Origin of the sequence: Conexibacter stalactiti, from assembly GCF_033542075.1 — a bacterium.
Classification (GTDB): domain Bacteria; phylum Actinomycetota; class Thermoleophilia; order Solirubrobacterales; family Solirubrobacteraceae; genus Conexibacter; species Conexibacter stalactiti.
Genome location: NZ_JAWSTH010000101.1, coordinates 1 through 23,341, shown reverse-complemented (window position 1 = coordinate 23,341; position 23,341 = coordinate 1). Strand labels below are relative to the sequence as shown.

22 protein-coding genes and 1 pseudogene are annotated in these 23,341 nt (G+C 73.3%); 19 read left to right on the top strand and 4 right to left on the bottom strand.

Going from position 1 to position 23,341, the window contains the following annotated elements; genetic code table 11:
- Nucleotides 1-20 precede the first annotated feature (20 nt).
- On the bottom strand, nt 21-1,190 hold the full coding sequence (locus R7226_RS25650; protein WP_318600225.1) for a CapA family protein: 1,170 nt from the start codon (nt 1,188-1,190) through the stop codon (nt 21-23).
- A 344-nt stretch (nt 1,191-1,534) separates the two neighbouring features.
- Between R7226_RS25650 and aroF the strand changes: the two genes are divergently transcribed.
- The 11 genes from aroF to R7226_RS25595 all read left to right on the top strand — a co-directional run bounded on the left by aroF (nt 1,535) and on the right by R7226_RS25595 (nt 12,228).
- Nucleotides 1,535-2,569 (top strand): 3-deoxy-7-phosphoheptulonate synthase, encoded by a 1,035-nt coding sequence (gene aroF, locus R7226_RS25645; RefSeq protein ID WP_404827903.1) that lies wholly within the window; start codon nt 1,535-1,537, stop codon nt 2,567-2,569.
- A gap of 37 nt (nt 2,570-2,606) precedes the next feature.
- Entirely contained in the window at nt 2,607-3,656 is a 1,050-nt protein-coding gene (locus R7226_RS25640; protein ID WP_318600223.1) for a prephenate dehydrogenase/arogenate dehydrogenase family protein, read from the top strand.
- A 1-nt stretch (nt 3,657) separates the two neighbouring features.
- Complete coding sequence (gene aroA / locus R7226_RS25635; protein WP_318600222.1) at nt 3,658-4,962, top strand: 3-phosphoshikimate 1-carboxyvinyltransferase; 1,305 nt, start codon at nt 3,658-3,660, stop codon at nt 4,960-4,962.
- Nucleotides 4,962-5,579 carry a (d)CMP kinase gene (gene cmk, locus R7226_RS25630; RefSeq protein WP_318600221.1) on the top strand — a complete coding sequence of 206 codons (618 nt, stop codon included), beginning with the start codon at nt 4,962-4,964 and terminating at the stop codon, nt 5,577-5,579. Before aroA ends, cmk begins: the two co-directional genes overlap by 1 nt.
- A complete protein-coding gene (locus R7226_RS25625) occupies nt 5,579-6,109 on the top strand; it encodes a hypothetical protein (RefSeq protein WP_318600220.1) in 531 nt (176 codons plus the stop codon). Before cmk ends, R7226_RS25625 begins: the two co-directional genes overlap by 1 nt.
- Nucleotides 6,110-6,136: 27 nt before the next feature.
- Nucleotides 6,137-6,394 carry a hypothetical protein gene (locus R7226_RS25620; RefSeq protein ID WP_318600219.1) on the top strand — a complete coding sequence of 86 codons (258 nt, stop codon included), beginning with the start codon at nt 6,137-6,139 and terminating at the stop codon, nt 6,392-6,394.
- Entirely contained in the window at nt 6,391-6,597 is a 207-nt protein-coding gene (locus R7226_RS25615) for a PIN domain-containing protein (RefSeq protein WP_318600218.1), read from the top strand. Before R7226_RS25620 ends, R7226_RS25615 begins: the two co-directional genes overlap by 4 nt.
- Entirely contained in the window at nt 6,594-8,018 is a 1,425-nt protein-coding gene (gene der / locus R7226_RS25610) for a ribosome biogenesis GTPase Der (RefSeq protein WP_318600217.1), read from the top strand. Before R7226_RS25615 ends, der begins: the two co-directional genes overlap by 4 nt.
- A gap of 29 nt (nt 8,019-8,047) precedes the next feature.
- A complete protein-coding gene (locus tag R7226_RS25605) occupies nt 8,048-9,715 on the top strand; it encodes a DUF3352 domain-containing protein (protein ID WP_318600216.1) in 1,668 nt (555 codons plus the stop codon).
- Nucleotides 9,712-10,938 (top strand): methionine adenosyltransferase, encoded by a 1,227-nt coding sequence (metK, locus tag R7226_RS25600; protein WP_318600215.1) that lies wholly within the window; start codon nt 9,712-9,714, stop codon nt 10,936-10,938. Before R7226_RS25605 ends, metK begins: the two co-directional genes overlap by 4 nt.
- 174 nt (nt 10,939-11,112) lie before the next feature.
- Nucleotides 11,113-12,228, top strand: a complete 1,116-nt coding sequence (locus R7226_RS25595; protein WP_318600214.1) for a Fic family protein — start codon at nt 11,113-11,115, stop codon at nt 12,226-12,228.
- A 10-nt stretch (nt 12,229-12,238) separates the two neighbouring features.
- On the opposite strand, the gene R7226_RS25590 is transcribed toward R7226_RS25595, so the two are convergent.
- Nucleotides 12,239-12,763 (bottom strand): PH domain-containing protein, encoded by a 525-nt coding sequence (locus R7226_RS25590; protein ID WP_318600213.1) that lies wholly within the window; start codon nt 12,761-12,763, stop codon nt 12,239-12,241.
- A 105-nt stretch (nt 12,764-12,868) separates the two neighbouring features.
- Here R7226_RS25590 and priA point away from each other — a divergent pair, with 105 nt between their 5' ends.
- From priA to R7226_RS25575, 3 genes are all read left to right on the top strand, one after another.
- On the top strand, nt 12,869-15,148 hold the full coding sequence (gene priA, locus R7226_RS25585; RefSeq protein WP_318600212.1) for a replication restart helicase PriA: 2,280 nt from the start codon (nt 12,869-12,871) through the stop codon (nt 15,146-15,148).
- A gap of 61 nt (nt 15,149-15,209) precedes the next feature.
- The gene (gene def, locus R7226_RS25580; protein ID WP_318600211.1) at nt 15,210-15,809 is read left to right on the top strand and encodes a peptide deformylase; all 600 of its coding nucleotides are present in this window, start codon (nt 15,210-15,212) and stop codon (nt 15,807-15,809) included.
- A 7-nt stretch (nt 15,810-15,816) separates the two neighbouring features.
- Nucleotides 15,817-16,773, top strand: coding sequence for a methionyl-tRNA formyltransferase (locus R7226_RS25575; RefSeq protein WP_318600210.1), 957 nt, complete (start codon nt 15,817-15,819; stop codon nt 16,771-16,773).
- 18 nt (nt 16,774-16,791) lie between these two features.
- Here the strand turns inward: R7226_RS25575 and R7226_RS25570 are convergent, their stop codons facing one another.
- Nucleotides 16,792-18,045, bottom strand: coding sequence for a cytochrome d ubiquinol oxidase subunit II (locus R7226_RS25570; RefSeq protein ID WP_318600209.1), 1,254 nt, complete (start codon nt 18,043-18,045; stop codon nt 16,792-16,794).
- The gene (locus R7226_RS25565; RefSeq protein ID WP_318600208.1) at nt 18,045-19,418 is read right to left on the bottom strand and encodes a cytochrome ubiquinol oxidase subunit I; all 1,374 of its coding nucleotides are present in this window, start codon (nt 19,416-19,418) and stop codon (nt 18,045-18,047) included. The genes R7226_RS25570 and R7226_RS25565 overlap by 1 nt, the downstream gene beginning before the upstream one ends.
- Before the next feature lie 106 nt (nt 19,419-19,524).
- Here R7226_RS25565 and rsmB point away from each other — a divergent pair, with 106 nt between their 5' ends.
- The 5 genes and pseudogenes from rsmB to R7226_RS25540 form a co-directional block, all read left to right on the top strand.
- Nucleotides 19,525-20,895 (top strand): 16S rRNA (cytosine(967)-C(5))-methyltransferase RsmB, encoded by a 1,371-nt coding sequence (gene rsmB, locus R7226_RS25560; protein WP_318600207.1) that lies wholly within the window; start codon nt 19,525-19,527, stop codon nt 20,893-20,895.
- A gap of 75 nt (nt 20,896-20,970) precedes the next feature.
- Complete coding sequence (locus R7226_RS25555; RefSeq protein WP_318600206.1) at nt 20,971-21,198, top strand: YfgJ family double zinc ribbon protein; 228 nt, start codon at nt 20,971-20,973, stop codon at nt 21,196-21,198.
- Between the two features lie 55 nt (nt 21,199-21,253).
- Nucleotides 21,254-21,946 (top strand): ribulose-phosphate 3-epimerase, encoded by a 693-nt coding sequence (rpe, locus tag R7226_RS25550; protein WP_318600205.1) that lies wholly within the window; start codon nt 21,254-21,256, stop codon nt 21,944-21,946.
- Nucleotides 21,947-22,019: 73 nt separating this feature from the next.
- Complete coding sequence (locus tag R7226_RS25545; protein ID WP_318600204.1) at nt 22,020-22,373, top strand: response regulator; 354 nt, start codon at nt 22,020-22,022, stop codon at nt 22,371-22,373.
- Nucleotides 22,370-23,341: pseudogene (locus R7226_RS25540) on the top strand (hypothetical protein); the annotation flags it as partial. The gene R7226_RS25545 and the pseudogene R7226_RS25540, both read left to right, overlap by 4 nt.

Here is a 23,341-nt window from a genome sequence, read left to right as displayed (position 1 = left end):
CGCGCCGCGGTGCGGCCGCCTCACGGCAGCCGCGCCGGCACCGGCGTCGCGGCGCGGCGACCAGCGACGCCGACCGTGCGGGCGTAGGAGGCGCGCAGCTCGCCCGCGTCGGCGAGCCGCGCGCGCAGCGCGTCGCCGACCGGCAGCACCGCGTAGTCGGGGTGGCGGACCCAGGTCGGGATGTAGGTGACGCGGCGCACGCGCGTGCGGCGCGGCCGGTCGCGGTCGACGACGAGGTGCAGTTGCGCCAGCAGTCCGTCCTGCGCGCCCGGGGCGCAGCACGCCGGCGTCTGGTTGGAGATCAGGTTGCCCTCGCCGAAGACGACCGGCTTGCCCCGCACGCGGGCGATCGGCTGGACGACGTGGGCGTGCTGCCCGACGACCGCGGTGATCGCCGGCGAGCGGGTCAGCACGCCCGCCAGCTCGCGCTGGAACGCGCTCGGCCGCGACGAGTACTCCTCGCCCCAGTGCAGGTGGACGAGCACGACGTCGGCGCCGTGGCGGCGCGCGCGACGGGCGTCGGCGACGATCCGGCGGGCGCTCGCGAGGTTGACCGACCACGGGTGCGGCGCCGGGATCCCGTTCGTCATCTCGGTGTAGGCGAGCAGCGCGACGCGCACGCCGTGACCGGCGTCGAGCAGCAGCGTGCGGCGCGGACCGCGCGGTGTCGCGAACGAGCCGGTGTGGCGGATGCCGGCGCGGTCGAGCGTCGCCAGCGTCGCGGCGATCCCGCCCTGGCCCTGGTCGAGCGTGTGGTTGGAGGCGGTCGTGCAGGCGTCCCAGCCGGTCGAGCGGATCGCCCGCGCCAGCGCTGGCGGGGCGTTGAAGACCGGGTAGCCGCTCGGCGGCGCGTGCGTCATCGGCGTCTCGACGTGGCAGATCGCCAGGTCCGCTCTGCGCACGTACGGCCGCACGTAGCGCAGCAGCGGCGCGAAGTCGTAGCCGTCGCCGCCACCGAGCGCCGCCGCGCGCTGCCAGACGGGACTGTGGATCAGGAAGTCGCCGCTCGCGAGGATCGTCAGCCGCACCGGTCTGCGCGGCCGCGGTCTCGGCTGCGGCCGGGCCGGCCGAGCCGTCACGGTCGGCGGCGGCACGTCCGTCGTCGCGCCGGTCACCGAGGCGCCGCCGCAGCCGGCGGCGGCGGCGCACAGCATGGCCAGCGCCACGAGCGGGAGGGGGCGAGCACGCACCGCCACAGTCTCGCCGCTCCGGAAGACGGGACGACGCGGGGGCGAAGAATTCTGGCGCCGGCATCGCGGCTCTGGCACAATGGCGGGAGCGCCATGTCTTCCAGCGACCGTACGACCGACGCCCTCACCGTGGCCGGCACCTATGCCGGCTATGCGTCGTACGTCAGCTTCTGGCGCGACTCCGCCTGGCGATTTATCTAGGCGTCCGGCCGCACCCATCGCGTTTCGCCCACCCGTGGTGGGCCCCTCGCGAAGTCGGACGCCGCAGCACCCGTCGCCACCACGCCGGCACGCTCCGTGCCCGCCCGTTCCGTAGATTTCCAGGCCGAGAGGACCCACTGATGATGATCGTGATGAAGCAGGACGCGACCGAAGACGAGATCCAGGCCGTCGTCGACCGTGTCGAGGGCGTCGGCGCCCGCACCCACCGCATCAACGGCGACGAGCTGACGGTGCTCGGCGTGCTCGGCGACCGCGAGCACGTGATGCGGCTCGAGCTGGAGGGTGCAGCCGGGGTCGACAAGCTGGTCCCGATCCTCAAGCCCTACAAGCTCGCCTCCTCGCAGATCCGACACGGCGAGCCGAGCGTCTTCGAGATCGGCGGTCGCAAGATCGGCGGCTCGAACTTCGCGCTGATCGCCGGCCCCTGCACGGTCGAGTCACGCGAGCAGACGCTCGGCACCGCCCACACCGTCGCCGCCGCCGGCGCGACGCTCTTCCGCGGCGGCGCCTACAAGCCGCGCACCTCGCCGTACGCCTTCCACGGCCTCGGCGTCGAGGGTCTGAGGCTGCTCGCGGAGGCGAAGGCGGAGACCGGGATGCCGATCGTCACCGAGCTGATGGACGTGCGCGACCTGGAGCCGGTGCTCGAAGTCGCCGACGTGATCCAGATCGGCGCGCGCAACATGCAGAACTACACGCTGCTGACCGAGCTCGGCCGCGCCGGCCGCCCGGTGCTGCTCAAGCGCGGCCTCTCGGCGACGCTGGAGGAGCTGCTGAACGCCTCCGAGTACATCCTCAAGGAGGGCAACGAGCACGTCCTCCTGTGCGAGCGCGGCATCCGCACGTTCGAGACCGCCTACCGCTTCACGCTCGATCTGACCGCCGTCCCGGTGCTGAAGGAGCTGACGCACCTGCCGGTGATCGTCGACCCCTCGCACGCCGCCGGCCGGCGCGACCTCGTCCAGCCGCTGTCGCTGGCGGCGGCCGCGGTCGGCGCCGACGGCATCATCGTCGAGGTCCACCCGAACCCCGACGAGGCGATCTGCGACGGTCCGCAGCAGCTCGTCGCCGACGAGTTCGCCGCCTACGCGGAGAAGGTCGGGCAGGCGGCCGCGGTCGCCGGCAAGACGATTTCGACCCTCGCCGCGGCGGCGTAGGGGAGGCGCGAGCAGCTTGCGGGCGGCGATCATCGGCGTGGGCCTGATCGGAGGATCGATCGGGCTCGCCGTCCGCGAGCGGCTCGGCGCCGACGTGACCGGGTGGGATCCCTCGCCCGGCGTGCTCGACGCCGCCTGCGCCCATGGCGCGCTCGACCGCGGCGCCGACAGCATCGCGGCGGCCGTCGCGGAGGCGGAGGTCGTCTTCGTCGCCGCGCCGGTCGGGCAGCTGCCAGCGACGCTCGCCGAGGTCCTGCGCGCCGCGCCGCACGACTGCGTCGTGACCGACGTCGGCTCGACGAAGCGCAGCGTCGTCGCCGCGATCGACGATCCCCGCTTCGTCGGCGGCCACCCGCTCGCGGGCGCCGAGACGGCCGGCGTCGAGCATGCCCGCGGCGACCTCTTCCAGGACGCTGTCTGGTACCTGACGCCGACCGAGGCGACGACCGGGACCGGCTTCGAGCGGCTGCACAGAGCGCTGCGCGGCCTCGGCGCGAGACCGACGACGATCGACGCGGCGACCCACGACACGATGCTGGCGGCCGTCAGCCACCTGCCGCACGTCGTCGCCAACGTGCTCGTCGCGCAGGCGGCACGGGCGCTGGAGGAGGAGTCCGAGCAGCTGCCGGCGACCGGCCCGAGCTTCCGCGACGCGACCCGCGTCGCCGGCGCCAACAGCGCGATCTGGACGGACATCTACCTCGCCAACCGCGACGCGCTGATCGAGCGGATCGACGACGCGACGCGCCGCCTGGCAGAGTTCCGCGCGCTGCTGGAAGCGGCCGACGCCGACGGCGTGACGGCGTGGAACGACGGCGCGCGCGCCGATCGCCAGCGGCTGCTGGAGGCGCAGCTGGCCGGCGGACCGCTGCACGAGCTGCGCGCGTCGGTGCCGAACGAGCCGGGCGTGATCGCGCGGCTGGCGCTGGAGCTGGGACGCGCGGGCGTCAACATCACCGACATGGCGCTGTACCCGGCGCCGAACCAAGCGGAGGGCGTCGTGGCATTGTGGATCGCAGGGGACGAGCCGGCGGAGCGCGCGCTGGCGCTGGTGGAGCAGCTCGGCTTCCCGGTGGCTGAGGCGTGAGATGACGACCGTTCGCTTCGATCCCGCCCCCGCCGGCCTGAAGGGCACGCTGCGCGTCCCGCCGGACAAGTCGATCTCGCACCGCTCGGCGATCTTCGCCGCGATGGCGCCCGAGCCGGTCCGCGTGCGCAACTACCTCGACGCCGCCGACACCAACTCGACGCTCGCGGCGGTCGAGAAGGTCGGCGCGCTGGTCGAGCGGCGCGGCGGCGGCGAGCTGGTGATCCGCGGGACGGGCCTGCGCGAGCCGCACCCCGCCGACGGCCCGATCGACGTCGGCAACGCCGGCACGCTGATGCGGCTGCTGCCCGGCTGGCTGGCGGCGCAGCCCGGCCAGCGCTGGACCTTCGACGGCGACAGCTCGATCCGCAGACGGCCGGTCGACCGGATCGCCGACCCGCTGCGCCAGATGGGCGCGACGATCGAAGCGACGAACGAGCGCTTCCCGCCGTTCACGCTCCACGGCGCCGAGCTGCGCGGAATCGAGTACGTGATGCCGGTCGCCAGCGCGCAGGTCAAGTCGTGCGTGCTGATCGCCGGGATGAACACGGCCGAGCCGACGACCGTCGTCGAGCCGGCGCCGAGCCGCGATCACACCGAGCGGATGCTGGCGGCGGCCGGCGTGCCGATCACGCGTGACGGCGTGCGCGTCACGGTCGGCCGCGTCGACGAGCTGGGCCTCGACCACGTCGACGTCCCCGGCGACGCCTCCAGCGCCGCCTTCTGGGTCGCCGCGGCCGTGCTCGTGCCGGGCTCGCGGATCGTGCTGGAGGACGTCAACGTCAACTGGACGCGGACCGGCTTCCTGCGGATCGTCGAGCGGATGGGCGGGATCGTGCTCGGCGACCTGGAGCCGCACGGCGCCTTCACGCCCGGCGAGCCGGTCTCGGAGCTGGACGTCGCGCACGGCCCGCTGCGCGGCACGACGGTCGACGCCGAGGAGGTCCCGCTGGCGATCGACGAGCTGCCGCTCGTCGCGCTGCTGGGCTGCTTCGCCGAGGGCGAGACGGTCGTGCGCGGCGCGCAGGAGCTGAAGGTGAAGGAGTCCGATCGGATCGCGACCGTCGTCGACGGCCTCGGCGCGCTCGGGGCCGACATCGAGGCGACCGACGACGGCTTCGTCGTGCGCGGCACGGGCGGCCTGCGCGGCGGCCGCATCGGCTCGCACGGCGACCACCGCCTCGCGATGCTCGGCGCGATCGCCGGCCTCGCCTCGCGCGAGGGGGTCGAGGTCGACGGCATGGAGGCCGCGGCCGTCTCCTACCCGGGCTTCACGGCCGACCTCGCGACCCTGCTGGCGCGCTGATGGTCGTCGCGATCGACGGACCGGCCGGCGCCGGCAAGTCGACGGTCGCCAAGGCGGTCGCGGCGGCGCTCGGCTTCACCTACCTCGACACCGGCGCGATGTACCGCAGCGTCGGGCTGGCAGCCGCCGAGCGCGGCGTCGAGCCGGCGCAGATCGCCGGCGAGGTCACGATCGAGCTGGGCGAGCGGATCCTGCTCGACGGCCGCGACGTGACCGAGGCGATCCGCACGCCGGAGGCGTCGGAGGGCGCCTCGCGCGCCGCCGCTGACCCGGCCGTGCGGCGCGCGATGGTCGCCCAGCAGCAGCGGATCGTGGCGAGCGGCGACTGGGTCGCGGAGGGTCGCGACATCGGCACCGTCGTCGCGCCCGAGGCGGCCGTGAAGGTCTTTCTGACCGCCAGCGCCGAGGAGCGCGCGCGCCGTCGCGCCGCCCAGATCGGCGCCGACGTCGCGACCGTGCTGGCCGAGCAGACGATCCGCGACGAGCGCGACTCGACGCGTGCGGTCGATCCGCTGACGGTCGCCGCCGACGCGGTCGAACTCGACACGACGGGCCTCAGCCTGGAGGATGTGGTGGCGCGTGTGTCCGCGCTCGTCGCCGACCACCGGGAGCAGTGATGCGCCGAATCAGCCTCATCGCCACCGTCGTCACCGTCCTCGTCGTGCCGTTCGCGCTCGTCGCGACGGCCTCCGCCGCGGTCCGCGTCGTCGAACCGGCGAGAGCGTTCAGACGCCAGATCACGGCGGTCAAGAGACACACGAAGATCGGCGTGCTGCTGCCCGACAGGGTCGCGATCGACGTGCCGAGCGGCCACGGGGTCGAGGTCAAGTGGTCGTCCAACCGCAGAACCTGGACGATCGCGCTGGGGATCGGCCCGCGCTGCGGCGGCGCCAACGCCTGCTTCGTCGGCGAGTTCACCGCGACGCGCGGCGAGCAGCCCGCCTTCACGCGCAGAGTGCGGCTGCACGGCGGCGTGACCGGCTACTACAAGCCCTCGACGTGCGGTGCCTCCTGCTCGCCGCCGCAGCTCCAGTGGAGAGTCGGCGACGTCCTCTACGACGTCCAGTTCCGCGCCGCGGGCAGAGGCAGCGACCGCGCCAAGCTGGTCGCGATCGCCGACAGCGCCCTCGCCGCCGGCCCGCGCTGAAGCTCGTGGGCGAGTTATGCTCGCGGCATGACTCATGAAGTCGGCACAGAGGGCCGATCCCGCCGCGGACAGGCGATGAGCGATCCTTCGAGCGCTGATCCCACCGTTCGTGAGCCGTCCTGCCGTGATGCCGATCTCGCGCCCTCGACGGCGACGAAAGCCGAGATCCTCGCCCGGTTGATCGGCTCGCTTGACGATGGCGGGCCGAGCGCCACCGACATCCTGCTCGCAGAGCGCCGTCTCGATCGCCAGCGCGAAGATCGCAAGCTCGGGTTCGACTCTTGAGCACGCCCGAGGTGCGAGGGCGCGCGGTGCCGGCCGGCGTTCCGCGCATCGCCGAGATCAAGGCGCGCGGCGGACTCTCCTATCCTGACGCCTTCTGCGTGGCGACCGCCCTGCGTCATCGCGCCCCCCTGTACACCGGCGACCCCGAGATCATCAAGCTCGGCGCCGACATCGAAGTGATCGATCTGAGGAGCACCGCATGAAGGTCGCCGTCGTCGGCTACCCCAACGTCGGCAAGTCGTCGCTCGTGAACCGGCTGACGCAGACGCGCGAGGCCGTCGTGCACGAGCGGCCGGGCGTCACGCGCGACCGCAAGGAGCTCCCGACGGAGTGGAACGGGCGCAGATTCACGCTGATCGACACCGGCGGCGTCGACCTCGACGATCGCGACGAGATGCAGCGCTCGATCCAGGAGCAGGCGCGCGCGGCGCTCGCCGACGCGCAGCTGGCGCTGTTCGTCGTCGACGCGCAGGCCGGCATGCGGCCGGGCGACCAGGAGATGGCCGACCTGCTGCGGCGCGGGAGAGTGCCGGTGATCCTCGCCGCCAACAAGGTCGACTCGGTCAAGGACGTGACGCTCGCGGCCGAGTTCTACGCGCTCGGCTTCGGCGACCCGGTCGCCGTCTCGGCGGCGCAGGGCCTCGGCACCGGCGACCTGCTCGACCGCGTCGTCGACCGCCTGCCCGACGAGAAGGAGATCGAGGAGGACGAGGACCTCGTCCGCCTCGCGCTGATCGGCCGCCCGAACGTCGGCAAGTCCTCGCTCGTCAACCGCATGCTCGGCAGCGACCGCGTGATCGTCTCCGACGTCGCCGGCACGACCCGCGACGCGATCGACCTCCCCTTCACCTACGAGGGCCGCAGACTGATCCTCGTCGACACCGCCGGCATGCGCCGCCAGGCGAAGGTCGGTGACTCGATCGAGTACTACACGGCGCTGCGCTCGCGTCGCGCCGCCGAGCGCGCCGACGTCGCGCTCGTCGTCTGCGACGCGCAGGACGGCGTCACCGCGCAGGACCTGCGGATCGCCGAGCTGGCGATGCAGTCGGGCTGCGCGACCGCGCTGGTGCTGAACAAGTGGGACCTGACCGGCGGCGAGGACGAGCCCGAGTTCGACCTCGACCACGAGCGCGCCCGCGTCAACAACAAGCTGCGGCTGCGCCCGCGCGTGCTGACGACGAGCGCCTTGACCGGCCGCCACATCCACCGCCTGCTGATCGAGGCGTTCGCGCTCGCCGACCGCACCTCCGGCCGCGTGCCGACGCCGCAGCTGAACCGCTTCCTCTCCGACATCCAGGAGATCCGCCAGCCGCCCGCGAAGCAGAACCACCGCCTCAAGCTGATCTACATGACGCAGACGGCCGAGCGGCCGCCGCGCTTCTCGATCCAGGTCAACTCGCGCAGCCGCGTCACGCGCGACTACGCCTACTTCATCGAGAACCGCCTGCGCGAGCGCTACCGCTTCGAGGGGATCCCGCTGATCATCGACTTCGTCGAGCGGCGCGAGCGGCGCGGCGAGAGACAGGGCCGGCCGGCGCGCGGCGAGAGCCGTCGCGACCGCGCCAAGGCGCGCGATGGCGGCGGCGAGGTCGAGGGCGGCGTCTTCGACAGCTTCGACGACTGACGCCCGCGTCTGAGAGGATCGCCGGGCGCATGAGCACGGCGAGGAGAGCAACACCGCGGCGACGGCCGCTGCCGCCGGTCCTGCGCGACTGGCGCGCCGGCGTCGGCCTGCTCGCGTTGATCGTGGCGGTCGTGGCGCTGATCGCCTTCAGCGGCGGCTCCGGCGAGCACGACGGTCCGCCCGCGAGCGACGCCGCGGCGCTCGTACCGGCCGACGCGCTCGCCTTCCTGCATCTCTCGACCGACGGCGACCGCGCCCCGGTCCAGCGCGCCCTGGCGCTGGCGCGGCGGCTCGGCGCCGAGTCGACGCTGCAGGACCAGCTCGGCGGTCTGCTCGGCGGCGGGGACGGCGCGACGCCGGTCGACTTCGACCGCGACGTGCGGCCGTGGCTCGGCGCCGAGGCGGCGCTGGCGCTGACCGACGAGGGGAGAGGGACCGCCGGCTCGCTGCTGCTGCTGTCGGTCACCGACGAGGAGGGCGCGCGCGACTACCTCGCCCGCACCGCCGGCCCCGCCAGACGTGGCAGATACGAGGGCACGGCGACGGCGAGCTACGGCAACGGGACGGTCTCGGCCTTCGTCGGCGGCTTCCTCGCCGTCGGCCAGCAGGCGACGGTGCGCGGCGCGATCGACCGCGAGCGCGGGGCGAAGGGCGCCAGAGCGCTCGCCGACGACGCCGACTACCGCCGCGCCACGGCCGGCCAGCCGCGGGAGCGCGCGCTCGATGCGTACGCGACCGTCGACGGCGTGCGGCGGCTGCTGGCGCCGGCGAGCGGCCTGCTCGGCATCGCCGGCACGCTGCTCGACCAGCCCGGGCTGCGCGCGACGGGGCTGTCGCTGAGCGCCGAGGAGCACGCCGCGCGGATGCGCATCACGACCGTGCTCGACCCGAGAGGGCGAACGCGGCCGGCGACCTTCACGCCGACGCTCGCCGGCTCGATCCCGGCCGACGCGATCGCCTACCTCGGCTTCCCGGGCCTGGAGCGGGCGGCGCCGCTGCTGCTCAGCCTCGGCGGGCTCGGCGGCGCGGGCGCGGCCGGCTCCGCGCAGGGCGGCGCCGCGGGCCTCGCCGGCGACACCGCCGCGCTGCTGTCGCAGGCCGGCAGACTGCTCGCCGCCGACGGCGTCGTCTTCGCCCGCGACGTGCTGCCGCTGTTCGGCGGCGAGGTCGCGATCGTCGCGGTCCCGGTCGACGGCACGCCGCAGCTGGCGCTGCTGGCACGCGTCGGCGACACGGCCAGAGCGGCCGCCGGGCTGCGCAGACTGGAGCCTGCGATCGCGAGACTGTTCACGCCCGCGGGCGGCGAGGCGCCGACCTTCGCCGACGCCAAGGCCGGCGGAGTCGCCTCGCGCCGGTTGGAGAGCGGCGAGGGCTTCGAGGTCGACTACGCGCTCAGCAGAGGGACGCTCGCCGTCTCGACCAGTCAGGCCGCGCTCGCCGCCGTCGTGCGCCCGAGAGGCTCGATCGACGGCAACACAGAGTACAAGGCGGTAATCGGGCGGGCGGGGGATGTCCAATCAGAGTTGACCTCGATAGTCTTCTTTGACTTCAGCCAGCTCCTCAGCCTTTTCGAGCCGCTGGGATTGACCTCTGATTCGGGCCTTGGCGCGGATCTTCAGCGCATCGGCGCGGTCGGTCTCACGTCGACTGGCGGGGAGGCACAAACGACCGCGGAGCTGACGTTCGAGATCCCATGAGCACCTTTAGCGACAACGAGTTCCTGTTCACGTCGGAGTCCGTGACCGAAGGTCACCCGGACAAGATCGCCGACCAGATCTCCGACGGCGTCCTCGACGCCGTTCTCAAGGACGATCCCTACGGCCGTGTTGCCTGCGAGACGCTCGTGAACACCGGCCTCGTCGTGGTGTCGGGGGAGATCTCGACCTCGACCTACGTCGACATCCAGGAGATCGCGCGCGAGACGATCCGCAAGATCGGCTACGTCGACGGCAACCTCGGCTTCAGCGCCGACTCCGTCGCGGTCCTCAACGCGATCGACAGACAGTCGGCCGACATCGCGCAGGGCGTCGACGCCTCGCACGAGTCCCGCACGGACGCCAACGACGACGACAAGCTTGATCTTGCCGGCGCCGGCGACCAGGGCATGATGTTCGGCTACGCCACGCGCGAGACCGACGAGCTGATGCCGCTGCCGATCGCGCTCGCCCACAAGCTGGCGAAGCGGCTGGCGGACGTGCGCAAGGCCGACACGCTCAACTACCTGCGTCCGGACGGCAAGACCCAGGTCTCCGTGCGGTACCGCGACGGCAAGCCGGTCGAGATCGAGAAGCTGCTGATCTCGACGCAGCACGCCGAGGGCGCCGAGTCCCTCATCCCGGACGACCTCTGGGAGCACGTCGTGCTGCCGGTCCTGCCGAAGGACCTGTTCGACGAGGGCAAGCTCCGCAAGGAGTTCCTCGTCAACCCGACCGGTCGCTTCGTGATCGGCGGTCCGGTCGGCGACGCCGGCCTCACCGGCCGCAAGATCATCGTCGACACCTACGGCGGTGCCGCGCGTCACGGCGGCGGCGCCTTCTCCGGCAAGGACCCGTCGAAGGTCGACCGCTCGGCCGCGTACGCCGCCCGCTACGTCGCCAAGAACGTCGTCGCGGCCGGCCTCGCCGACCGTGCCGAGGTCCAGGTCGCGTACGCGATCGGCGTCGCGCACCCGGTCTCGGTGATGGTCGAGACGTTCGGCACCGAGAAGATCGGCCGCGCGAAGATCGAGCAGCTCGTCCGCGAGCACTTCGACCTCCGCCCGGGCGCCTTCCGCGAGTACCTCGACCTGCATCGCCCGGTCTACCAGAAGACCGCCGCCTACGGCCACTTCGGCCGCGAGGACGCGGACTTCACGTGGGAGAAGACCGACAAGGCCGAGGCCCTCCGCGACGCCGCCGGCCTCGCCGGCGCGGCCGCGTAGCGACCCAGCCCCACCACAGCAGTCCGCCTTGTTTCGACGGGCGCCTTCCGGGGCGCCCGTCGTCGTTCCAGCGTCAAGACAACTGGACGCTGACGAGTGTAGTGTCAACTTTTAAGCGCTAAAGTTGACACTCGTGCCAGCCGACCCGCTCAAAAAAGCCCGATAGGGGCATTGGTGCCGGTGCTCGCGCCCGATGGATCGGGTGGACGCGCATTCCTGCCCGATCCGCTGCCACGCGACGTGACGCTCTCGACCGCGACGTGGACGGCGGTCAACGAGGCGACGGCGGCGCTCGCGCGGCTCGACGGGGCCGCCCGGCAGTTGCCGGACGCGTCGCTGCTGCGACATCCGGCGGTACGGCGCGAGGCGCAGAGTACGAGCGCGCTGGAGGGCACGTACGCGCCGCTGCCGGAAGTGCTTGCGGCCGACGCGGACGACCGGGCCCATCTCGGATCGGAGCTCTTCGAGGTGCTGAACTTCGAAGATGTCGCGGAGCTGGCGTTCTCCTGGCCGGAAGAGCGCCGTTTGACGCTCGCGATGCTGGGCGAGCTGCAGCGGACGCTCGTTCAGGGCACCAGCGGAGCGCTGCCGGACGCCGGTGGCCTTCGCGACCGCCTCGTGATGATCGGAGCGCGCGGCGCGCGGCTCGACAGCGCCCGCTTCGTCCCACCTCCGCCGGGTGACCAGCTTCGCAGCGGCGTCGAGGCGTTGCTCGACTGGTTCAACGATCCACCGTCATTGCCCACGGTCGTTCAGGCGGCGATGACGCACTACCAGTTCGAGAGCTTGCATCCGTACTCGGATGGCAACGGGCGCATCGGTCGACTGCTCGTGATCGTCCAGTTGATGCGCGGAGCGGTGATCCGAGAACCGTTGCTCGTCGTCTCACCATGGTTCGAAGCGCGGCGCCCGCAGTACCAGGACGCATTGCTCGAACTCAGCCGCAGCGGTGACTGGAGTTCGTGGATCGGCTTCTTCGCGGAAGGGATCGCCGCCTCTGCGACCGAGTCGGGCCAGAAGGTCGAGGCGCTGGTCGCGCTTCAGCAGGAGCTGCGGCTGCGCGTCCGCGAAGGCGGCAAGCGCGGTGCGACCGAACGGCTCGCGAGCGACCTGATCGGACTGCCGTACGTCGACACGACACAGGTCGCGGAGCGTTGCAACCTGTCGCGGCAGGGGGCGGCGAACACGGTGAGAGCGCTCGTCGACCTGGGGATCTTGGAGGCGGTCGGCGCGGTGGGACGCGCGACGCTCTACCGCGCGCCCGACGTGACGCGGATCCTGGAGGACTGAGCCGGCGGGCTCACAGACCGCCGGGCGACAGCTCGTCGCCGCGCGTGCCGTGGGCGGCCTCGCGCTCGCGGTGCGCTCTGTCGACGGCGCGCACGACCTGCTCGGGGTTGGCGATGCCGCGGAAGGTGAACTCGGAGTCGTCGGCACCCGCGGTGTCGAAGTCGACCTGGCCGACGCGCAGGATGCGGTCGAGCAGCGTCTGGTCGGTGTTGACGTTCTGCACGCGCTCGACCCGCGTCTGCTGCATGTGCTTCGACAATATGCCGCGCTCGATCGTCAACCGCTGGTTGGTGATCGTGTACGTCGTCGAGAAGCGGAAGAGGAAGCCGGCGAGGATCACGCCGCCCTCCAGGACGAGGAACGTGACGATCGTGATCGCGAGGCTGAAGCCGCTGCCGATGACGGTCACGAGCGCCGCGATGGCGGCGCCGACGAGCGCGACGAGCGCCCCACGCACGTAGAAGCTGAGCGTCCCTCGCCACGAGGGATGCCCGGCGTAGATCACGTGCTCTTCTCTATGCAGCTCGAGTGCCATGCGCGGGAGCGTACTGCTCCGCGCGGCGGTCGATCGCACCGGTGGGCTCGCCGCGCGCGCGGCCAGCTCTGCCCGCTGCCGCCGTTGCGTCTACCTTGAGGGGCCGTGCCGCCGATCGCCCGCATCGAACCGCTCACGACCGCGCGCGCGTTGCGGGGCCCGTTCGACTACAGACTGCCGCCGGAGCTGGCCGGCGTGGAGGTCGGATCGCTGCTGGTCGTGCCGTTCGGCGGCCGTGACCTGCTCGGCGTCGTCGCGGAGCTGGCCGACACGACCGACGTGCCGGAGGAGAAGCTGGCGGAGCCGAGAGCGGTGCTCGAACCCGGCGTGCCGGCGGAGCTGGTCGGCCTCGCGCGCTGGATCGCCGACGAGTACTGCTCGACGCCGGCGCGCGCGCTCGGGCTGGTGCTGCCGCCGGGCGCCGGCCGCTCGACGAGACCGCGCGTCAGAACCCGTCACGTGCTCGTCGCGGAGCTGAGCGCCAGCGGCCGCCTCGCGCTCGCGCTCGCCGCCGACGGCGCGCCGCTGCCGGGCGAACCGGCGCCGGGCGCCTCCAACGGCGACGGCTCAGCAGCAGGCACCGCCGCCAGAGCGCCCCGCCTCACCCCCAAGCAGCACACCGTCCTCTCGACGCTCGCGACCGCCGGGCCGCTGCCGGCCGCGCAGACCGGCGCCGACCACGGCTCGCTCAGACGGCTCGCCGAGCGCGGGCTGCTGGTGCTGGAGCGGCGCGAGCAGCGCCGCCGGCCGGTCCACGCGACCGTTGGCGCCCGCAACGGCGGCGCGCCGCCGCGGCTGACCGCCGAGCAGGAGGCGGCGCTGGAGCCGCTCGTCGCAGCGCTGGAGGCGCCCGACGGCACGCTCAACCCGGCCGAGCGGCGCTTCCTGCTGCACGGCGTGACCGGCTCGGGCAAGACCGAGGTCTACCTGCAGGCCGCCGCGGCGGCGCTGGCGGCCGGCAGAAGCGTGATCGTGCTGGTGCCGGAGATCGCGCTCGCGCCGCAGACCGTCGGCCGCTTCCAGGCGCGCTTCGGCGACACCGTCGCGGTGCTGCACTCGCAGCTCGGCCAGGGCGAGCGCTACGACGAGTGGATGCGGCTGCGGCGGGGGGAGGCGCGCATCTGCGTCGGCCCGCGCTCGGCCGTCTTCGCGCCGCTGACCGACGTCGGCCTGATCATCGTCGACGAGGAGCACGAGCCGGCGTACAAGCACGAGGGCGACCCGCGCTACGACGCCCGTCGCGTCGCCGCCCGCCGCGCCCACGACGAGGGCGCGGTGCTGCTGAGCGGCAGCGCCACGCCCCGACCGGAGTCGGTCCACGCGCTGCGGCGGCTGCGCATCACCAGACGTGTGGACGGCCGTCCACTGCCGCCGGTCGAGATCCTCGACATGCGCGACGCGCGCCATCCGCTCCACCCGGTCACGCGGGAAGCGCTCGCGGACGTGCGGCGCGCCGGCCGCAAGGCGATCGTGCTCGTCAACCGCCGCGGCTGGTCGAACTTCCTCTCGTGCCGCTCCTGCGGCAAGGTCTGGCAGTGCCCGCAGTGCGACGTCGCACTCGTGCTGCACCGCAGCCAGCGGGCCGTCTCCTGCCACCACTGCGGCCACAGCGAGCGGGTCCCGTCGGGCTGCCCCGACTGCGGCTCGGTCTCGCTCGCGCGCCACGGCTCCGGCACCGAGCGGATCGAGCAGGAGCTGATCGAGGCGATCGGCGATCCCGGCTTCCCCGTCTTCCGCCTCGACGCCGACACGACCGCGACGAAGGGTGCGATCGCACGCGCGCTCGTCAGATTCGACGCCGCCCCGGCCGGCGTGCTGGTCGGCACGCAGATCGTCGCCAAGGGCCACGACTTCCCCGACGTGACGCTCGGCGTCGTGCTCGACGCCGACCAGACGCTGCGCTTCCCCGACTTCCGCGCCGACGAGCGGACCTTCTCGCTGATCGCCCAGCTGGCCGGCCGCGCGGGCCGCGGCGAGCACGGCGACGGGCGCGTGCTGGTGCAGACGCTGGCGGTCGAGGAGCGCGCGATCCTCGCCGCCGCCGCGCACGACAGCGACGGCTTCCTCGCCGGCGAGCTGGCCCGCCGCGAGCTGCTGCGCTACCCGCCCTTCGCCTCGTTGATCAGGGTCGTCTGCTCCGCCGAGCAGCTCGCCGACGCGCATGCCGCCGCCGAGGCCGTCGCGAGACTGGTCGACGCGCCGGGGGCGCAGGTGCTCGGCCCCGCGCCGCTCTTCAGACTGCGCGGCAGAGAGCGCAGCCAGCTCGTGATCAAGGCGACGCAGCGCCGCGCCGCGGTGCAGTCGGTCGCGGCGGCGGTCGACGCCGTCGCGCGCACGCCGATCGGCCGCAGAGCGAGCCTGTCGGCCGACGTCGATCCGCAGTAGCGAGCGCCCGCCCGGCGCCGCCGCGCGCCCGGTGCGGCGCCCCTTCTAGAATCACGGTCCCATGGCTGAGCGAGACGACACCGACAACGAGACCGAGATCGGCGAGGCGCCGCGCCTCGACCCCGAGACGGCGGCCCGCCGCCATGCCGCGCTGGCCTACGTCAGACAGTTCGGCGACCCCGTGCTGAAGAGCAAGGCGATGCCGGTCACGCAGTTCGACGACGAGCTGCGCGCCCAGATCGAGGGGATGGGCGAGATCATGGAGGACTCGCTCGGGATCGGGCTGGCGGCGACGCAGCTCGGCAAGCTCAACCGCGTGCTCGTCTACCGCGTCGAGCAGGACTCGCCGGTGATCGCGCTCGTCAACCCCGAGCTGGAGTGGAGCGGGGAGGAGCTGGAGGCGGCCGAGGAGGGCTGCCTCAGCCTGCAGGGCGTGCTGGTCGAGGTCGAGCGGCCCGTCAACGTCCGCGTCAGAGCGCTCGACGACAACGGCGAGCCGCTGACGATCGAGGCGAGCGGCCTCGAGGCGCGCGTGATCCAGCACGAGATGGACCACCTCGACGGTGTCCTGATCCTCGACCGCACCTCGCGCTCGGAGCGCAAGCAGGCGATGAAGATCCTCCGCGAGCGCGAACGTGAGCGCGCCGGCGAGCCGGTCTGACGCGCCCGTGCGAACCGTCTATCTCGGCACCTCCGACTTCGCCGCCGCGATCCTGCGGCGGCTGGCCGACAGCCCGCACCGCCCGCAGCTGGTCGTGACGCGGCCCGACCGCCCGAAGGGGCGCGGCCGCAGACTGCAGTCCCCGCCGGTCGCCGACGCCGCGCGCGAGCTGGGGATCGAGCTGGACCAGCCGGCCGACGTCAACGGCGAGGAGGCGCGCGCCCGCATCGCCGTGGCTGAGCCCGAGGCGGTGATCGTCTGCGCCTTCGGCGCGCTGATCAAGGAGCCGCTGCTGAGCGAGCACGAGATCGTCAACGTGCACCCGTCGCTGCTGCCGCGCTGGCGCGGCGCGGCGCCGCTGGAGCGGGCGATCATCGCCGGTGACGAGGAGACCGGCGTCGCGATCATGCGCCTCACCGCCGGCCTCGACAGCGGGCCGGTCTCGCTGCTGGAGCGGACGCCGATCGAGCCGCGCGACACCTACGGCACGCTCGCGGCACGGCTGGAGGCGATCGGCGGCGACCTGCTCGTGCGCGCGCTGAGCGAACGCCCGCCGTACGTCGAGCAGAGCGAGGAGGGGCTCACCTACGCCGAGAAGCTCGGCCCCGAGGACCGCACGCTCGACCCGCTGCGCGACGACGCCGACCAGCTTGACCGCGTCGTGCGCGCGCTGACGCCGCACGTCGGCACGCGCGTGGCGCTGCCCGCGCAAGCGGACGCCCAGCCCGAGTTCCTCGGCGTGGTGGAGGCGCGCCCGCTCGGGGCGCCCGGCGATGCGGCGCCCGACGGCGCTGCGGAGACGCCTGCCGCGCCCGCCCCCGGCACCTTCGCCGCCGACGGCGACCGCCTGCTGCTCGGCGCCGCCGGCGGCACCGCCCTGGAGCTGCTGCAGGTCCAGCCGCCCGGCAGAAGAGCGATGCGGGCCGCCGACTACCTGCGCGGCCGCGGCCTGCCCGGCGCCTGAGCGGCGAACACCGTGAAGCTACTGGTCTGCTGGACCAGCAACTTCACGGTCATCCAGCGGCACCGCGGCGCGGAAGCCGAACATCGCCGACAGCAGCAGCGCGGGGACCCCGATCGCGTGCGCCCAGCCGGCGTCGGCGACCGTCAGGAAGCCGAAGCCGATCACGGCGAAGCCGATCGCCAGGCGCGCCAGCAGGCCGGTGCGGGAGGCGGACAGCGCGGTGATCGGGGTCGGCGCGGCGACGACGCCGTCGGCGTCGGGCACACCGGGCGCGTGCCCGAGCGAGCCGCGCAAGGTCAAGGTGAAGAGCAGCCCCAGCGAGGGCAGCAGCACGACCGCGCCGGCCAGCGTCGCGACGACGACGGCGATCAGCGTGTCGTCGGAGGCGGCCGCCTGCTCGACCGTCAGGCCGGGCAGCAGCGTCGGCGACTGCGCGATCGCCCAGCCGCCGACGATCGCGGCGACCGCGACGGCGGCGCTGTAGCGCGACCACTCGTAGCGCCGCGCGCGCACCAGCAGGAGCGTCCCGAGCCCGGCGAGCGCCGAGACGATCACCGCGGCCAGGCCCGCGCCGGAGACGAGGTCGTCGAACAGCGCGCGCGTGTCGTCGCGCAGCACGACGAGCCCGCCGGCCGCCATCCCGCCCGCGACCAGGCCGGTGACGAGCGCGCGGACGCGGAATGCCTGCTCCATCTCGGCGTCGTCGTGGCGGGCCGCGTCGGCGGAGAGGTAGACGGCGGCGAGGTAGGCCGACAACGCGACCGCGAGCAGGCCGATCGTCAGCGAGGTCGGGTTGAGCCAGCTCGACCAGGGGTCGCCGGCGGCGTTGCCGACCGGCACGCGGCCGGAGGCGATCCCGCCGACGACGGTGCCGAGCGCGAACGGCGTCAGGATCGAGGCGATCGCGAAGACGCTGTCGATCACGCGCAGCTCGCGCGCTCTTGAGGTGCCGGCGCGCAGCGCGTAGGCGGCGCCGCGGAAGACGATCCCCAGCGCCGCGATGAAGAGCGGGATCGACAACGTCGAGGCGATCGACGCGAACGCCTCCGGGTAGCAGGTCCACATCACGACGAGCAGGAAGATCAGCCAGACGTGGTTGGCCTCCCACACCGGCGCCATCGACTCGTGCGCGTGCTCGCGGATCCGCGCGGCGCGCGGTCCGCGGCCGGCGACGAGCTGCCAGAAGCCGGCGCCGAAGTCCGCTCCGGCCAGCACGACGTAGAGCGCGAGCGCGACGAGCGAGAAGAGCAGCGGAAGCTCGTAGAGGTGCATCAGTGCAGCACCTCGGCGTCGTCGCCCAGCGGCGTGCGCGACAGCCGCAGCAGGATCCACGCGAGCGCCGCCAGCAGGCCGGCGTAGACGACCGCCAGCAGCGCGTAGCCGACCGGCACGCCGCCCGCTCCGGTGACCGCCTCGTTGGTGCGCATCACGCCGTAGACGACCCACGGCTGGCGTCCGACCTCGGTCACGATCCAGCCGCTGATCAGCGCGACGATCGCCGCCGGCCCGGCGAGCACGAGCGCGCGGTCGAACCAGACCGACTCCGGCAGCCGCTTCTTGCGCCAGCGGAAGAACAGCACGAGCGCCGCCAGCGCGGCGAGCCCGGTGCCGATCCCGACCATCGTCTGGAAGGCGAAGCGGATCGTGTTGATCGGGCCGGGCCGGTCGTCGGGCGGCACCGACGTGAGCCCTCTGACGGTCGCGTTCGGGTCGTGGTAGGAGAGGAACGACAGCAGCTTCGGTATCGAGATCCCCCACTCGATCTCGCCGGTGTCCTTGTCGTACCAGCCGAGGATGTGCTCGGGCGCGCCCTTCGTCGTGTCCTGCAGGCCCTCCAGCGCCGCCAGCTTGACCGGCTGGTGGGAGGCGACCTCGCGTGCCGCCCAGTCGCCGACGAGCAGCTGCACCGGCGCGGCGACGCAGGCGATCGTGAGCGGGATCGCGAGCGCGGTCCGCTCGTAGCGGCCCCAGCGCCCTCTCAGCTTGCCCCAGGCGTAGGCGCCGGCGAGCACGAAGCCGACGACGATGTAGGCGGCGACGTACATGTGGACCAGCTCGTGCCAGAAGAAGGTGTTGCCGAACAGCGCCGTCCACGGCTTCACGTTCGTGACCTCGCCGTTGACGAGGTCGAAGCCGCCGGGGTGGTTCATCCAGCCGTTGACGGCGATCACCATCGCGGCGCCGAGGATCCCGGTCAGGACGATCGGGATGCCGCTGGCGAAATGCCACTTCGGCGACATCCGGTCCCAGCCGTAGACGTAGATCCCGATGAAGATCGCCTCGAGGAAGAAGGCGAAGCCCTCGATCGCGAAGCCGAGCCCGAAGACGTCGCCGAAGGCGCCCATGAAGCCCGGCCAGAGGATTCCCAGCTCGAAGCTGAGGATCGTGCCGGTGACGACGCCGACGGCGAACAGCGCGACCATGATCCGCGACCAGCGGCGCGCCAGTCTGCGGTAGAGCGGGTCGCCGGTGCGCAGGTGCAGCCACTCGACGAACAGGATGATCGCGGGGAAGGCGACGCCGAAGCACGTCAGCGGGATGTGCACGGCGAACGACATCGCCTGCATCTGCCGGGCTTGGTCGAGGTGGTCCTGCTCGACGGGGGTCAGTTGGACCGCCGCGGTGATCATCTCGAACAGAGCCATCGCGGGGATCATGGCGTGCGCCGCGGCGGCGCACAACGGCGGGGTGCGTCAATGCGCTGCATCGGCGCGCAAATCGTGCGCGCTCCAACCCTGCCACGATGGTCGGGTGCCGCCCGTCGCGTCCGCCGTCTCGCCCGCCCGCCGGGTCGCCGCCACCGTGCTCCGGCGCGTTGAGGAGGACGGCGCCTACGCCGACCGCGCGCTCGCCGGCGAGGCCGTCCGCGCGAGACTCGAACCGCGCGAGTACGCCTTCGCGACGGCGCTCGCCTTCGGCGCCGTGCAGCGCCGCCGCACGCTCGACCACGTGATCGAGAGACTGGCGAGACGGCCGGTCGAGCAGCTCGACCCGGCCGTGCGCGACGCGCTGCGGCTGGGGCTGCTGCAGCTGCTGTTCTTCGACGGCGTCGCGCCGCATGCCGCCGTCGACCAGTCGGTCGAGCTGGCGAAGGCCGGCGGCGGCCACGGCTTCAAGCTCGTCAACGCCGTGCTGCGGCGGGCCGTGCGCGAGGGCCCGAAGCTCCTGAGCGGGCTCAACGACCGCAGACCGAGAGGAGCCGCGCTGCTGCACTCGGTGCCCGACTGGCTGGCGCGGCTGTGGTGGAACGCGCTCGGCCCCGACGACGCCCGCGCGCTGCTCGCGCACGTCAACGGCCCGGCCGAGACCGCGCTGCGCGTCAACACGCTCGTCGCCGAGCCGGCGGCGGTCGCGGCCGAGCTGGCGGAGCGGGGGATCGTGACGCGGCCGGCGGCGCTGGCGGGGGAGGAGCTGCCCGCGGGCCTCGTCGTCGACGGCGCCTTCGACCTGCGCGGCGACCCGTCGTTCGCGAGCGGCGCGCTCGTGGCGCAGTCGCGCGCGGCGACGCTGGCGGCGCAGCTGCTGGCGCCGGCGCCGGGGATGCGCGTGCTCGACCTCTGCGCGGCGCCGGGCGGCAAGACGACGCACCTGGCGGCGCTGGTGGAGGCGGGCGGAGCGGTCACGGCGGTCGAGCGCCATCCCGGCCGCGCGCAGGCGCTGCGCGAGACCTGCGCCCGCCTGCGCGCCGACGCGATCGTGACGGTCGAGACCGGCGACGCCGCCCAGCCGCGCGCCGACGGGCCCTTCGACGCGGTCCTGGTCGACCCGCCCTGCTCGGGCCTCGGCACGCTCCAGGGGCGGCCCGACCTGCGCTGGCGGGCGCGCGAGGAGGCGATCGGCGAGCTGGCCGAGCTGCAGTTCCAGATCCTCGCGGCGGGCGCCGCGGCGCTGCGTGTCAGCGGCGAGCTGCTGTACGTCACGTGCACGATCTCGCCCAGCGAGAACGAGCGCGTCGTGCAGCGCTTCCTCGGCGAGCGCGCGGGCGCCGGCTTCGAACTGCTCGACCTCGGCGCGGCACGGCCCCAGCTGCGGTCGCGGATCGAGCCCCGCACGCTCCAGCTGCTGCCCCACCGCGACGGCACCGACGGCTTCTTCCTCGCGCACCTTCGGCGGACCGCCTGAGGCCATGTCGAGCTGTTCGGAGGGCGACGGCCATCCGCGCGATGCGCTATCACGGAGGGGTGCGGAGGCGCGGACATGAGTGACGAGCCCGTCAGACTGGGGCCGGAGTGCCCTGGCTGCGGCGAGCCGTGGCTGCGCCCGACGACGATGCCCGGGCGCTATCGCTGCGTCTACTGCCTGCGTCGCTACGAGCTCGTCTCCGTCTGCCCCAACTGCGGTGAGCATTCGACGATCGTGCGCATGTCGAGCACGGCGATCGTCATCTGCAACCACTGCAAGGGCAGCATGCTGACACCGGTGTGACCGCGGCCGGCCCGGAAGGCGCCCGCCGGCCCGATCCGCAAAGATCCCCGGTCTGATGTCGAGACCGAACGCCAGCGAGCTGCTCAGCGCGATCCGCATCGCGCCGTCGATCCTCTCCGCCGACTTCGCGCGCCTTGGCGCGCAGGTCTCCGAGGTGATCGCGGCGGGCGCGCGCGTGATCCACGTCGACGTGATGGACGGCCACTTCGTGCCGCCGATCACGATGGGGCCGATCGTCGTCTCGGCGCTCGCCGACGAGGTGCACGCCGCGGGCGCCCTGCTCGACGTCCACCTGATGATCGAGCGGCCCGAGCGCCAGGTCGCCGAGTTCGCGAAGGCCGGCGCCGACTCGATCACCGTCCACGCCGAGGCGACGCCGCACCTCAACTACGCGCTCGGCGCGATCAAGGAGGCCGGCGCCAACGCCGCCGCCGCCGTCAACCCGGGCACCCCCGCGTCCGTGCTCGGCGAGGTCGGCGACCTGCTCGACATGGCGCTCTGCATGTCGGTCAACCCGGGCTGGGGCGGCCAGCCGTTCCTGTCGTCCTCGCTCGACAAGCTCGCGCGGCTGCGCGCGCTGCTGCCGGCGAGCGCGGCGATCGAGGTCGACGGCGGCGTCGACGTCAGAACCGCCGGCGCCTGCGCCAGACACGGCGCGAACGTGCTCGTCGCCGGCTCGGCGATCTTCGGCCAGGCCGATCCCGCCGCGGCGTACGCGGCGATCGCGCAGGCCGCAGGCGCGGTCTGACGCCACCTCTCAGGCAGGCGTACGGGCAGCCGTACGCTCACTCGGCAACGGCTCGGCCACAATCATCTCCACGATGGCGAGGACGATCCTGATCGTGGATGACCACCCGAGCTTCCGCTCCAGCGCCAGACGGGTGCTGGAGGCCGGCGGCTTCGCGGTCGTCGGCGAGGCGGCCGACGGCGCGAGCGGCTACGCGGCCGCGCGCGACCTGCGCCCCGACGTCGTGCTGCTCGACGTCGGCCTGCCCGACGCCGACGGCTTCCGCGTCGCCGACTGCATCAACGCGCTGGAGAACCCGCCGCGCGTCGTGATCGTCTCCAGTCGCGACCCGAGCGACTTCGGCCCGCTGGTCGCCGGCTGCGGCGCCTGCGGCTTCGTCGCGAAGGCCGACCTGTCGGGCGACGCGGTCGCCGCGCTGCTGCCATGAACGGCGCGGGATTGACGCCCGCCAAGCGCGCCGCGATCACGGCGATCGGCTTCGCCGGCGTGCTCGGCGTCGCGATCACGATCGTCGCGATCCTGACGAGCGACCATGTCGAGCCGAAGTGGCTGCTGCTCGTGCTGCAGCTGGTGATCGGCATCTCCTTCACCGCGACCGGCATGTACGCCTGGGCGCGCCGGCCCGACTCGCGCTTCGGGCTGCAGATGAGCCTCGTCGGGCTGGCCTGGTTCGCGACCTCGATCAGCGCCTCCAACGACGATCTGCTGTTCACGATCGGGATCCTGATCAGCTCGCTCTACTCCGGCGTCGTCGTGCACGCCCTGCTCGGCTTCCCGACCGGCCGCCTGCAGTCGCGCGTCGAGCGGCTCTTCGTCGCCGTCGTCTACGTGCTCGTGCTGCTGGGGCCGCTGGCGCTGCTGCTGGTGACCGCGACGCCCGACGACATGCCGCGCAACCTCCTGCACGTCGTCGACGACCCCGCGATGGCCGATCTGGTCGACGCGCTGGCGCGCAGCACGATGTTCGCCGTGACGGTGATCGCGACGGTGCTGCTGGTACGCCGCTGGCTGCAGGCGACGGCGCCGCAGCGGCGGCTGCTGGCGCCGGTGCTGTGGTGCGGAGCGGCGACGACGACGGCGCTCGCGCTGTCGCTCGCCGGCCAGCTGCTGAACCTGCCCGGGAAGGTCCTGAACGCGACCGACATCGCCGGCCTGCTGATCTTCGCCTCGGTCCCGTTCGCCTTCCTGTGGGGGATCGTGCGCTCGAGCCTGTCGCGCGGCCAGTCGGTCGGGCGGCTCGTCGCGCGCCTGGGCGACGGGCACGGCGGGCGCGGCTCCGGCTCGCTGCGCGACGCGCTCGCGACCGCGCTGCGCGACCGCTCGCTGTCGCTCGCCTACTGGATGCCGGCGAGCGCCTCGGGCGCCGCCGCCGCCGGAGGCGCGGCCGGCGCGGCC